The organism is Albimonas sp. (genome assembly GCF_055129145.1).
Genome location: NZ_JBSRTQ010000129.1, coordinates 1 through 12584 on the forward strand (window position 1 = coordinate 1; position 12584 = coordinate 12584).

Annotated in this window: 7 protein-coding genes; 4 read left to right on the forward strand and 3 right to left on the reverse strand. The window is 72.4% G+C overall.

The genetic code is table 11. The features are described from left to right. Positions 1–3996 (forward strand): pre-peptidase C-terminal domain-containing protein (locus ACTB72_RS16825; RefSeq protein WP_463038166.1); only part of this gene is annotated, 3996 nt, incomplete at its 5' end. A gap of 351 nt (positions 3997–4347) precedes the next feature. Here ACTB72_RS16825 and ACTB72_RS16830 read toward each other — a convergent pair. The 3 genes from ACTB72_RS16830 to ACTB72_RS16840 are packed head-to-tail and all read right to left on the reverse strand — an operon-like array spanning position 4348 to position 7724. Beyond that, entirely contained in the window at positions 4348–4758 is a 411-nt protein-coding gene (locus ACTB72_RS16830) for a hypothetical protein (RefSeq protein ID WP_463038167.1), read from the reverse strand. A 13-nt stretch (positions 4759–4771) separates the two neighbouring features. Beyond that, positions 4772–7252: a hybrid sensor histidine kinase/response regulator gene (locus ACTB72_RS16835; protein WP_463038168.1), complete on the reverse strand. Its 2481-nt coding sequence runs from the start codon at positions 7250–7252 to the stop codon at positions 4772–4774. Then, positions 7227–7724, reverse strand: a complete 498-nt coding sequence (locus ACTB72_RS16840) for a putative pterin-binding protein (RefSeq protein WP_463038169.1) — start codon at positions 7722–7724, stop codon at positions 7227–7229. The genes ACTB72_RS16835 and ACTB72_RS16840 overlap by 26 nt, the downstream gene beginning before the upstream one ends. A gap of 312 nt (positions 7725–8036) precedes the next feature. Between ACTB72_RS16840 and ACTB72_RS16845 the strand changes: the two genes are divergently transcribed. The 3 genes from ACTB72_RS16845 to ACTB72_RS16855 all read left to right on the forward strand — a co-directional run bounded on the left by ACTB72_RS16845 (position 8037) and on the right by ACTB72_RS16855 (position 12447). Continuing rightward, a complete protein-coding gene (locus ACTB72_RS16845; RefSeq protein WP_463038170.1) occupies positions 8037–9326 on the forward strand; it encodes an imelysin family protein in 1290 nt (429 codons plus the stop codon). 370 nt (positions 9327–9696) lie between these two features. Further along, positions 9697–10737, forward strand: a complete 1041-nt coding sequence (locus tag ACTB72_RS16850; protein WP_463038171.1) for a hypothetical protein — start codon at positions 9697–9699, stop codon at positions 10735–10737. Between the two features lie 198 nt (positions 10738–10935). Next, positions 10936–12447 (forward strand): di-heme oxidoreductase family protein, encoded by a 1512-nt coding sequence (locus ACTB72_RS16855; protein WP_463038172.1) that lies wholly within the window; start codon positions 10936–10938, stop codon positions 12445–12447. Positions 12448–12584 lie beyond the last annotated feature (137 nt).

Sequence of the window (12584 nt, forward strand, 5' to 3'; positions counted from 1 at the left end):
GGCGACGACGCGCTGCGCGGCGGCGACGGCCATGACCGGCTGCGCGGCGGCGGCGGCGACGACGTGCTCGCCGGCGATGCGGGCCGCGACCGGCTGACCGGGGGCGCGGGCGCCGACGATTTCAGTTTCGCCGGCCGCTGGGGCGCCGACGTCATCACCGATTTCGACGCGGCGGAGGGCGATGTGATCGACCTCCGCGGCGCCGGCTGCGACTACGCCGACCTGGTGATCCGCCAGACCGGGCAGGGCGCGCGGATCGCGTTCGGGGGCGCGTCGATCACCCTGCAGGGCGTCGACGCGATCGAGATCGACGCGGGCTTCTTCGCCTTCGAGGGCGGCAAGCCCGGCGCCGCGACCACCCTCTCCGGCTCCGATCTCAAGGTGGCGGTCACCGGCGGCCCCGGCCTGATCGGGGTGCGGTCCAACGCCGCCGCCGACCTGGCGGGCGTGCAGGCGCTGCGGGCCGACGCGCGTTTCGCGGGGATCGACGGGTCGGGCTACACGGTCGCGGTGCTCGACACCGGCATCGACCTCGACCACGCGGCCTTCGGGCGGGACGCCGACGGCGACGGCGTCGCGGACCGCATCGTCTACGCCCAGGACTTCTCCTCGGATCGCGACGGGACCCCGGACGACGTGCAGGGCCATGGCAGCCATGTGTCGTCCATCATCGCCTCCGAAACCGCTTCCTATCGGGGCGTCGCGCCGGGCGCCGACATCGCCGCCTTGCAGGTGCTGACCAATTCCGGCAACGGCGCCATCGCGGGGATCGAGCGGGCGCTGCGCTGGGTGATCGACAACGCCGCCGCCTACGACATCGTGGCGGTGAACATGTCGCTCGGCGCCGGCGACAACGTCTCGAACACCCGCACCAACCGGGCGCTCGGCGACGAATTCGCCGCCCTCGACGCGCTGGGCGTGATCGTCGCGGTGGCCGCGGGCAATGACTATCATGCCTATCAGCGGGCGGGCGTGTCCTCCATCGCCGCCGATCCCAACGCCATCGCGGTGGGCGCGGTCTGGTCGGGGAATTTCGGCCGGGCCGATTTCGGCTCGGGCGCCAAGGACTTCTCCACCGCCGCCGACCGGCTGACCTCGTTCTCCCAGCGCAGCGCCGCGATGGGAGAGATCTTCGCCCCCGGCGCGATGATCACCGGGGCGGCGCCGGGGGGCGGCTTCGCCTCCTATGCCGGGACCTCGCAGGCGACGCCGGTGGTGGCGGGCATGGCGGCGCTGGCGCAGCAGATCGCCGACGACGTGCTCGGCCGCCGCCTGACGCAAGGCGAATTCCACGCGCTGCTGCTGTCGAGCGCCGACCTGATCGGCGACGGCGACGACGAGGACGACAACGTCGCCAATCTCGGCGTCGAGCTGCCGCGGGCCAACATGCTGCGGCTGGCCGAGGCGATCCTGGCGCTCGGGCCCGGCGCCCCGACCCCCGAAGCGCCGAACCCCGCCCCGATCCCCGACGACGACGATTTCGGCGACGTCGTGGCCGAGGCCACGCGCATCCGCCCCCGCCGCGACGTGGCGGGGGAGATCGAGACCGGGACCGACCAGGACGTCTTCGCCCTGCGGCTGCGCGCCGGCCAGCAGGCGATCATCGACCTGCGCGGGGCCGATGCCGGGCATGGCACGCTCGCCGACCCGATGCTGACCCTCTACGGCCCAGACGGCGCGGCGATCACCAGCGACGACGACGGCGGCGCCGGGCTCGACGCGCGCATCGATTTCACCGCCTCGCGTGCCGGGACCTATTACATCGCGGCGCAGAGCTATGTGGACGATATCGGCGCCTACACGCTGCGCGCCCAGACCCGCTCGCTGCGCCGTTCGCCCGATGACGACCTGCCGGCGGACGCGGCGACCTCCTCCCAGGTGCGGTTGGACCGGCCCGCCGGCGGGTGGCTGGAGACGACGGGGGATCGCGACTGGCATGCGCTCGACGTGGTGGCGGGCGGGGAATATCTGATCGACCTCGAAGGGTTCGGCCGCCAGGGGCTCGCCGATCCGTTCCTGCGGGTCTACGACGCCGCGCGCCGGCTCCTCGCCGCCAACGACGACGGGGGGCGCGATCTGGACGCGCAGCTGGTGTTCGCCGCCGCCGCCGACGGGACCATCTACCTCGAGGCCGGGGCCTATGCCGACGCCGGCGAAGGCCGCTACCGGTTCGGGGCCACGCTGCTCTCCGCTCCGGGGATGCAGAGCGGCGATGTGTCCGAACGCAGCGACACCGCGGCGCGCCTCGCCCCCGACAAGGCCTGCGACGGCGTGCTCGAACATCCGGGCGACCGAGACTGGATCGCGGTGGAGCTGGTCGGCGGCGCCCTTTACGATTTCGCCATGGTCGGCTCGGGCGAGACGCCGCTCGACGACGCCTATCTGCGCCTCCACGACGCGTCGGGGGCGGAGCTCGCCTCGGATGACGACGGCGGCGACGGGCTCGACGCCCTGATTTCGGGATTCGCGCCGCGGTCCTCGGGAACCTACTATCTCTCGGCCGGCGCCTTCGGCGACTTCTCCGCGGGCGGCTACACCGTCTCGATGCCCGCGCGGCGCGACGACGACGATCTGCCGACCAGCCGCGATACCGAATCGGAGCTTCCGGTCGACGGGTCGGTGCGCGCCCGGCTCGACCATGCGGGCGACCGCGACTGGCATGGCGTCGCGCTGGTCGCCGGGCATGTCTATCGGATCGACCTGCGCGGGGACGGCCCGGACGGGGTGAGCGACACCTTTCTGCGGCTCTACGACGACGACGCCACGCTGGTCGACGAGGATGACGACGGCGGCGGCGACCTCTCGTCCTCGCTGATCCACACCGCGGCGCGCACCGGCCTGCATTTCGTGTCGGCGGGCGCCTACGAAGACCTCTATGCGGGCGACTACAGCGTCGTGCTGCGTGATCTCGGCATCGCCGACGACCATCTCGGCGGCGTCGGCGCCGCCGGCCGCCTCCCCGCCGACGGCGCGGTCGCCGGCGCGCTGGAGATCGCGGGCGACCGCGACTGGTTCCAGGTCTCGCTGGTCGCCGGCGGCGTCTACCAGTTCGACGTGCTGGGGGCGGAGGGGGAGGACGGCACGCTGCGCGATCCGGTGATGAACCTCTACGACGCCGCGGGCCGCTCGATCGTCGAGGATGATGACGGCGGCGACGGGCTCAATGCCCGGATCACCTTCTCCGCCAATGCCGGCGGCACGTATTTCGTAGGCGTCGGCGGCTTCGGCGACGATCGGGCGGGCAGCTACCGCGTGGTTTCGCAGACCCTTTCGGGCGACCTCGACGATTTCGGCGACGACGTCGACACCGGGGGCGTGCTCGATATCGGCGCCGCGGCTTCCGGCGCGCTCGAGATGGCGGGGGACGTGGACTGGTTCGCGGTGGAGCTGGAGGGCGGGGCGACCTACCGCTTCGACCTCAGCGGGGCGACGCTGGACGGGGCGACCCTGCAGCTTCGGGACGACGACGGCGCAGTGCTGACATTCGACGACGACGACGAGGGGGGCGAGGCGGAGGGCGGCGCGGGGATCACCTATGTCGCCCTGCATGACGGCGTCCACTACCTCGCGGTCGGCGGCGATGTGGACGGTCAGGCGGAGACCTACACCCTCGCCGCGACCCAGGCCCGGGCCGCGCCCGACGACGATTTCGGCGACACGCTGGCGGATGCCGGCGAAATCGCCGTCGACGGCGCGGTCTCCGGCACGCTGGACCATGTAGGGGATCGCGACTGGCTGCGGATCATGCTGACGGCGGGCGAACATTACGCGTTCAGGCTGCTCGGTGCGGAGACGGCGGCGGGCACGCTCCGCGACCCGCTGCTGCGGCTCCGCGACGGGGCGGGCGTCCAGCTCCGCTACGACGACGATGGGGGGGAGGGGTTGGACTCGGTGATCCGCTTCACGCCCCGCTCGACGGGCGCGCACTACCTCGACGTGCAGGGCTATATGCCGGAGGAGAACGGGACATGGCGGCTGGAAGCTGAGCTTTGTTGATCCGGGCCAGGATGATGGCGGCAAGGCGCGCGAAGGCGCCGCGATCCAGACGGTGAGAGGTTTCAGGACGGGCGTGGCGCCGCGCCCGAATACCGCGCTTCGCGGCGTGGCCGCGGCGTCCAACGCTTTCCTCCTGTCGCCGCGGTCCGGACATGGACGCCGACCGACGATGGCTCGTGCATATCTCGCGGGCCTTCGAGCTCGGTCGGGCCGCGACTCCCGTCCCGAGGGCTGGCGCGGTCCGGTTTCCAACTGACGACGAGGCCATGATCCGGCGAAGCGGTTGACTTCGCGCCCGCGGCGACGGGGCGGTCGCGCCGTTGATGCCTCTCCGCCCCATGGCGCCGGAGGTCAGTCATCCGCGGCGCGGCCGGGATCGTCCACGGGATCGGGCGAGGCTGCGCCGTAGGCGAGCTGGCGGGCGAGGCCGTCCCGCGCCGCCTCCATGCCGGCCGGGTCGCCGCGGTCGGCCGCGCGCTCGAGCGCATTGAGCAGCGCGCCGATGCGGTGGAAGCCCAGCAGTTGGGCATGGCCCGCGGCGGCATGAGCCTCCCGGCCGAGGCCGATCCAGTCGACCGAGCCGGGGCCGATCATCGGCGGTCTCTCGGCGCCTGCGATAGCATGGAGGGCGGCGTGAAAGGCGGCGACATGGCTGCGCAGCCGGTCGGGCGGCAGCACGCTCAGCAGCTCCGCCCGTCGGTCCGCCGCCATTTCGTCGCGCTGGGCGAGGTCCTGCGTCTGCTCCGGCTCTTGCAAGGTCATCGGATGCGCTCCTTCAGCGGGTCCGGCGCGGCGCCGGGGGGGGGGGCGACGCTCCCGCAGGGGCGCCCTTCGGCGGCCCCTCGTCGCGCAGGATGGCCGCGATCTGCTCGGCTTCGAGCGGTTTCTTGAGGATATGGGCGATGCCCTGGCCGCGGATGTCGGCCTTCACGCCGTCGTCGGCATAGGCGGTCAGGGCCACGATCAGACTGTCGCGCGACCCGCCCGCGCCGTCGCGCAGGGCGCGGGCGACGTCTGCGCCGGTGCCGTCGGGCAGTTGCAGGTCGAGCAGGACCAGATCGTAGCGCCGGGCGAGACCAAGCTGCACCGCCCGGGCCGCTGTGGACGCGTGTTCGGTCTCGAAGCCCGCGCGCGTCAGCTGGGCCAGCGTCACCTCGGCCAGCAGCGGGTCGTCCTCCACCAGCAGCACCGATCGGCCCGGCGCGGCGGCGTCGAGGTCGAAGCCTGCGGGGCGCGCCTGGCCGGTCGGCGGCTCGGCCAGGCGCAGGGGCGTGGCGAACCAGAACACCGAGCCGCCGCCGGGACGTGGCCGCACGCCGATGTCGCCGCCCAGCCCGATCAGGATGCGCTTGCAGATGGCGAGGCCCAGCCCCAGGCCGCGCACGCCGGCCGGTTCCGGCCGGATGCCCTCGGCCAAGCCTCGTCCGGCGGCGCCGCGGAGCTGGCGGAACGGCTCGAAGATCAGGTTTCGCGCGATGGCAGGGACGCCGATGCCGGTATCCTCGACCTCCACCCGCAGGCGCCGGGATTCGCCGGGGCCGCCGCGGCGGCCGTCGAGCGCGGCGCGCAAGGTCACGGTCCCCGATTCGGTGAACTTGATCGCGTTGGCCAGCAGGTTCTCGGTCACCTGCCGCAGGCGCACCCGGTCGCCGGTGACATGGATCCCGACGAGCGACCCGATCTCGGACACGAAGTCCAGCCCGGCGGCATCGGCGCGGGCGGCGGCGGCGAGGGACGCGGCCTCGAACAATTCGTGCAGGTCGAAATCGGCGGCGCGTCCGGCCCCGGCCTCGCCCGAGAGCGTGGCGAATTCGAACACATCCTCCGACATCGAGGCGATGACTTCGGCCGCCTGGCGGGCGTTGTCGACATAGCGGGCGAGCGGGTCGTGGGCGCGGCGGGGCGGCTGGTGCGGGGCGGCCTCGCCGGCGCGGCGGGTGGGCGGCTTCCCGATCAGATCGGCGGCGAGATCCAGCGCGCCGACCAGCGCCGCGATCGGCGTGCGCAGCTCATGCCCGATCACCGCCAGCATTTCCGAGCGTTCGGCCGACAGCGCCTCGGCCCGGTCGCGGGCGGCGACCAGGTCGGTGACGTCGGCGACGGTGACCAGATGCCCGCCCTCGGTCCGGCGGCCGCATTCGATCATCAGGTGGCGGCCGTCGGGCAGCACTTTCAGCCGGCGGTCGCTGGGGGGCAGGTAGGGCGCGATCTCATGCGCGATCCAGGCCGGCTCGCGCCGGAAGGCGTCGGGCGCGAGGCCTGCGGCGACGACGCGGCTGAAATGGTCCTGAGCGGTGTCGCCGATGCGCCAGCCTTCGCCGTGGATGCGGTGATAGGCGGAGAATTCGGCGTTGCACTGGCTCATCCGCCCGTCGGCGTCGAAGAAGGCGATGGCATGGGCGGCGGCCCCCAGCGACTCGTCGGCCCGGGCCCGCGCGCGGCGCATGCGGTCGGCGAGCCGCAGGCTCCAGCGCAGGCCGAGCGCCGAGCCGAGGCCGGTGATCAGCGCGGCGAGCGCGAAGATCAGCCGCTGACGCAGCTGCGTGTCGCGGAACCGGCTCAGGGTGCGGGTCATTTCCGGGCGCTGCTTCAGTTCGTTGGCATAGAGCGCGCGGCCGATGTCGCGGATCGGCGCCACCCAGCGGGCGGCGAAGACGCGCAGCTCCTTCATCGCGATCTCGGCGGTTGGGGCGGGCGGCGGGCCGTCGCCGCCGTCGAGCGCGTTCCCCAGGCGCAGGTCGATCCGTTCGAGCTGGCGGTCCAGTTCGCTCAGCGCGTCATTGTGGTCGACGGCTTCGGCGGTGGCGGCGAGCCGGTCCAGGAAGCTTTGGGTATGCAGCAGATCCAGCCGGCTCCACACGATCTCGTATTGCAGCCGCACGGCCGCGGGCAGCAGGACATCGGCGTCGGTTGGCGGCTCGGTGGACGCCTTGGCGGGCGCGTCGATCGGGGCGGGGGACAGGCCCGGCGGCGATGCGGCGATTTCCGGATCCGGTCCGGTCCGGTCCGCACGCGCCTCCTCCAGCGCTTCGTCGATCTCGACCATCAGGCGCAGCAGCTCGGTCTCGGCCTGCGTCGCAAGCCAGGACACCGCGTTCTCGGCCACGCGCAGGCGGTTCCGCTCCAGCTCCTGCGTCGCGCTGTGATCTGTCAGCGCGGACCACGCCATGATCGCCGAGAACGCCACGCTCAGCGCGGCGACGCCCAGCGGCGACCGGTCGATCAGGCGCTTATTCGGCCAGGAAACGGATCTCATCGATTTGCCAGATCCACATGTGAGTCTTGTCCGCGGCGGCGAGGTCGGGGCGATCGACCGAGGGGAACACCAGCCATACCGGCCCCTTGTCGCGGATCGGGATCGGCTTGCCGTTCATGCGCAGCGCCAGCACGCCGCCGTCGGCGATCACCGCTTCGGTTCGCAGCGAGATCTGGTAGGCGTTCAGCGCGCGCAGCAGGATCGGTCCCGAGCCGACCCCGAGGCTGTGGGCGAGGCTTTCCAGCGACACCCCTTCGAAGGTCACTTCGCCTTCGGTCCAGGGGGTGATCGCCTTCAGCTCGACCTGAGGGAAGTCGGCGAGCTGGTCGAGCGGGATCCGCCGCGCCGCCGTGGGGACGTCTCCGCCCTCCACCACGACGCCGAGGGTCGCGCCGTCGGCGGCCTCGGCCACGCCCGCGGCGGCGAGGCAGGCGGCGATCAGCGCGAGGCGCAGGAGCAGGCTTCGAAACATGGTCGGATCCCTGATGGGGCGCGGGCCGGCGCCCGGGCCGGGGCGCGTGGACGGGGCGCGTGGACGGGGCGCCCAGCCGTGCGTGGGGAGCGCCGCGGCGCGGCGCCTCAACGGGTTCTGGACGACAAAGGTCAAGTCTTCCTTTATCGGGCGCGGCCAACCGGAGCGGAGCGGAGCCGTGGCGACCCGGGCGCGGGTTTCCGACTGTTTCACTGGGTTTTTTGCCGCGCCCCCTTTTCCCTACTGAAACGATCAACTATCAAGAAGGCATTCGCCGCGCCGTCGGGGCGCGTCCGTCAGAGGGAGACGTCCATGATCCGCCGCGCCGCTACGCCCTTCGGGGCCTCCGCCCTGGCCCTGGCCGCCGTGCTGGGCGCGGGCTTCATCGCCTCCCCCGCCGCCGCCGCCCCCGAAAAGACGGACGTGCTGTCCACCTACGCCGACCTCGCGAAAGCCGGATACGGCGACGCGCTGACCGCCGCGCGTCACCTGCAGGATGCGGTCGCGACCCTGATCTCCGCGCCCTCCGCCCAGACGCTGGCCGCCGCGCGCAAGGCCTGGCTCGCCGCCCGCGTGCCCTACCAGCAGACCGAGGCGTTCCGCTTCGGCAACCCGATCGTGGACGCGTGGGAGGGCAAGGTGAACGCCTGGCCGCTCGACGAAGGGCTGATCGACTATGTGGACGGCGGCGGCGCCACCGACGAGAACCCCTATGCCGCGGTCAACGTCATCGCCAACAAGACCTTCGAGCTGTCGGGCGAGACCGTCGACGCCGCGAAGATCACGCCGGAGCTGCTGTCGGAGACGCTGCAGGAGGCCGACGGCATCGAGGCCAACGTCGCCACCGGCTATCATGCCATCGAATTCCTGCTCTGGGGGCAGGACCTGAACGGCACCGAGCCCGGCGCCGGCGACCGGCCCTGGACGGACTACGCCGCGGGCGACGTCTGCACCGGCGGCAATTGCGATCGTCGGGGCGAGTATCTGACCGCGGCGGTGGAGCTGCTGGTCTCCGACCTCGAATACATGACCGGCGAATGGGCCGACGACGGAGAGGCGCGCACGACCCTGCTGGCCGATCCCGACGCCGGGGTCACTGCGATCCTGACCGGCATTGGCAGCCTGTCCTATGGCGAGCAGGCCGGCGAGCGCATGAAGCTCGGCCTCATGCTCAACGACCCGGAGGAGGAGCACGACTGCTTCTCCGACAACACCTATAACAGCCACTACTACGACGGCATGGGCATGCGGAACGTTTATACCGGGCGCTATGTCGGCATCGACGGGCGGATCGTGACGGGGCCGTCGGTCTCCGAGCTGGTGGCCGCGAAGAACGCCGAGGTCGATGCGGCGATGCGCGAGGCGCTCGACCGCTCCATGCAGGCGCTGGGCGATATCAAGACCGCGGCCGAGGCCGGGTTCAGCTACGACATGATGCTCGCCCGCGGGTCGGAGGCGGGCGAGGCCCTGATCGGCGGCGCGGTCGACGCGCTGGTCGCCCAGACCCGCGCGGTGGAGCGGGCGGTGGCGGCGCTGGATCTCGCGCCCATCGCCATCGAGGGTTCGGACAGCCTCGACAACCCGACCGCCGTCTTCCAGTGATCGCCGCGCCTTAGGCGTCGGCTCGGGGGGGCTTCGCGCCCGCCCTTCGCCTCGTCCCGCCCTCCGGTCGCCCGACCGGGGGGCGGCGCCCATCGCCCCGCACGCCGGCCGCATCCGCCGGCGGCGGGGCGCGGCGAGGGTCCGGCAGGCCCTCGCCCCCCGCCAGCCAGCGACACCGGATCTTAACGGGTTTCGGGGCACGCAAGCCAGGCAGGCGGTCCGCCGTCCCGCCGCCTTGCGACGGCGCGCCCTTCACGAACTGAAATGCGTGGGAGTTATGTTATAACATTTCTCTTGTTATGTCATAACATGATTGCTACACCCCGCCCCGACCCCGACCCGTTCACGCCTTGCCCAAGGATCCCGCCCGATGGCTTCCGTTTCCCACGCCGCCCGCGCGGCGTTGCTCTGCACGCTGATCGCCCCCTCCGCCGCCCTCGCCCAGTCCATCGAATGGGGCCTGTCGGTCGAAGCCGACATGGACGCCAATGTCTCGTCGACCGATCCAGCGGCGGAATTCGTCGACGTCTATCCGACCATAGAGGGCGGCGTGATCGTCACCGCGACCGACTGGCTGTCTCTGACCGGGCATGCTGTGCTGGAGCCGGTGACGGACGCGACCGAAGACCGGGCGTTCGAGGATCTGGGCCTCTATGTCGACGAGCTCTTCGCCACGTTCCATGGCGACGGGATCGCGGTGTCGGCGGGCAAGCTCGGCGCGCCCTTCGGCATCGCCTGGGACGCGGCGCCGGGGATCTATGGCGCCGATTTCGCCGAGGATTACGAGATTTCGGAGCAGATCGGCGCGGTTGTCTCCGTGCCGCTCGCGACGCTGCCGGGCGCGCCGGTGCTGTCGCTGTCGGCCTTCATGGCCGACCGCAGCTTCCTGTCGGATTCGCTGGGCGAAAGCCGCGGCCCGCTGCGCCTGCGCGACGGCGGCGCCGGCAACACCGAAGCGCCCGAGAACTTCGCCGTGGCGCTCGACGGGGCGGTGGGCGACGACTGGGCGTGGAATGTCGGCTTCCGCCGGCTGGCCGCGGGCGAGAACGACCCGGAGGATGAATTCGGCGTCGTCGCGGGCGTGGTGCACGAGATGGACCTCGCCAACGACACCGGCCTGTCGCTGATCGCCGAGGGCGCCTGGTTCGCCAACGCCGGCGGCGGGACCGCCGACGCGGCCTATCTGACCGCCGGCGCCGCGGTGGCGCGCGGCCCGTGGGAGGTATCGGCCGTCTACGCCCTGCGCGACTATGACGGGGCCGACACCGACCATCTGGGCACCGTGACCCTGGGCTATGCGATCACCGAGAGCGTCGCCGCCGGCGTCGCCTATCGCCTCGGCCGCGAAGGCGGCGAGACCACGCACACCATCGGCCTCGCGCTGGTGGCGGAGTTCGGCGGGTCGCTCTGACCCTGCCCTGAACCCGGCCCGATCCGGCGGGCGGGCGCCCCTTCGACGCCCGCCCGTGACAACCCGCCCGGTTGGCTTGCGGTCCATGGTCGATCAAAACCATCGGGAATTATCGGTGGACCAACCATGCTGCGCTCCGGACATCGCAAGTCTTTCCGCCCCGTCGCCCTCGCCGCCGGCGCGCTGGGACTGGCGCTGATGGCGGTCTGCCCGCCGGCGACCGACGCCGGCGCGCCCGCCGCGCTTCAGGACCCCGGCCTGCCGGCGCTGCCGCGCACCAAGCCCGAAGCGCTGCGCATCCGCGGCGTGGTCGCGGACCCCGTGGATTTCTCCGCCCCCGAACAGTTCGAGGCGATGCCGGGCGGCGCGGCCACCTCGCGCAAGGCCGCCGACCAGAACGCCTTCTCGCAGTCCTCGGCCAACATGCCGTTCGAGCGGGAGATGGACTTCAAGCTCGGCAACGGCCTCTTCCGCAAGCTGTGGGTGTCGGCGCCGTCCTCCACCCAGGCCTCCGATGGGCTCGGGCCGCTTTACAACGCGCGGTCCTGCCAGCGCTGCCACCTCAAGGACGGCCGCGGCCATCCGCCGGCGGGGGAGGGGGAGGAACGCTCCGTCTCCGCCTTCCTGCGCATTTCGGTCCCTGCGGACCGCAACGATCTGCCCGAAGCGCTCAAGGCCATCGAGGGCTATATCGCCACCGCCCCCGACCCGGTCTATGGCGGCCAGCTGCAGGACTTCGGCACGCCGGGCATGACCGCCGAATACCGGCTGGGCGTGGACTGGACCGAGATCCCGGTGCAGCTTTCGGACGGCGAGACCGCCTCCCTGCGCCGCCCCGAATGGCGGGCCGAGGCGCTGGGCTACGGGCCGCTCGCCCCCGGCGCCATGCTCTCCCCCCGCGTCGCCCCGCAGATGATCGGCCTCGGCCTGCTCGAAGCGATCCCCAGCGCCGAGATCCTCGCCCATGTCGACGAGGATGACCGCGACGGCGACGGCATCTCGGGCCGCGCCAACATCGTGTGGTCCGACCGCGCGCAACGCCCGCTGCTGGGCCGCTTCGGCCTGAAGGCCGGGATGCCGACGATCGAGGAGCAGTCGGCGGCGGCTTTCTCCGGCGATATCGGCATCTCCACCCCGCTGCACCCGGCGGGCTCGGGCGACTGCATGCCGGCGCAAAGCGCCTGCGTGCTGGCGCTCGACGGCGGCGACGAGGCCCATGGCGGGCTGGAGGCGGACGCGGAGGCGATGCGCCTCGTCACCTTCTACGCCCGCAACCTCGCGGTGCCGGCCCGGCGCGACTGGGACGACGCGGAGGTGCTGCGCGGCAAGCAGGTGTTCCACGACGCCGGCTGCGCCGCCTGCCACACCCCCAAATTCGTCACCGCCCGCCTGACCGACCGGCCCGAGCAGAGCTTTCAGCTGATCTGGCCCTATTCCGACCTGCTGCTGCATGACATGGGCGAGGGGCTCGCCGACCATCGTCCCGAAGCGCGGGCCACCGGCACGGAATGGCGCACCGCGCCGCTCTGGGGCGTGGGGCTGACCGAGGCGGTCTCGGGCCACACCTATTTCCTGCATGACGGCCGGGCGCGCTCGCTCCTCGAAGCCGTGCTATGGCATGGCGGCGAGGCGGAAGCCGCCCGGGACCGGGTGGTGGAGATGCCCTCCGACGACCGCGCCGCCCTGATCCGCTTCCTGGAGTCGCTCTGATGCGAAACGCCCCCGCCGCCCCCTCGCTCCTCCCGAGCCGCCGGGGGGCGCCGGGGGCGCTCGTCGCGCCGTCGCCGGTCCTGAGCCGCCGGGGGGCGATGGCCGCGCTCGCCGGCGGGGCCGCGACGCTGGCGCTG

Coding starts and splice junctions, on each gene's coding strand:
- ACTB72_RS16850 (WP_463038171.1), top strand. CDS start 9,697: ATGGCTTCCGTTTCCCACGCCGCCCGCGCGGCGTTGCTCTGCACGCTG.
- ACTB72_RS16835 (WP_463038168.1), bottom strand. CDS start 7,252: ATGAGATCCGTTTCCTGGCCGAATAAGCGCCTGATCGACCGGTCGCCG.
- ACTB72_RS16830 (WP_463038167.1), bottom strand. CDS start 4,758: ATGACCTTGCAAGAGCCGGAGCAGACGCAGGACCTCGCCCAGCGCGAC.
- ACTB72_RS16845 (WP_463038170.1), top strand. CDS start 8,037: ATGATCCGCCGCGCCGCTACGCCCTTCGGGGCCTCCGCCCTGGCCCTG.
- ACTB72_RS16840 (WP_463038169.1), bottom strand. CDS start 7,724: ATGTTTCGAAGCCTGCTCCTGCGCCTCGCGCTGATCGCCGCCTGCCTC.
- ACTB72_RS16855 (WP_463038172.1), top strand. CDS start 10,936: ATGGCGGTCTGCCCGCCGGCGACCGACGCCGGCGCGCCCGCCGCGCTT.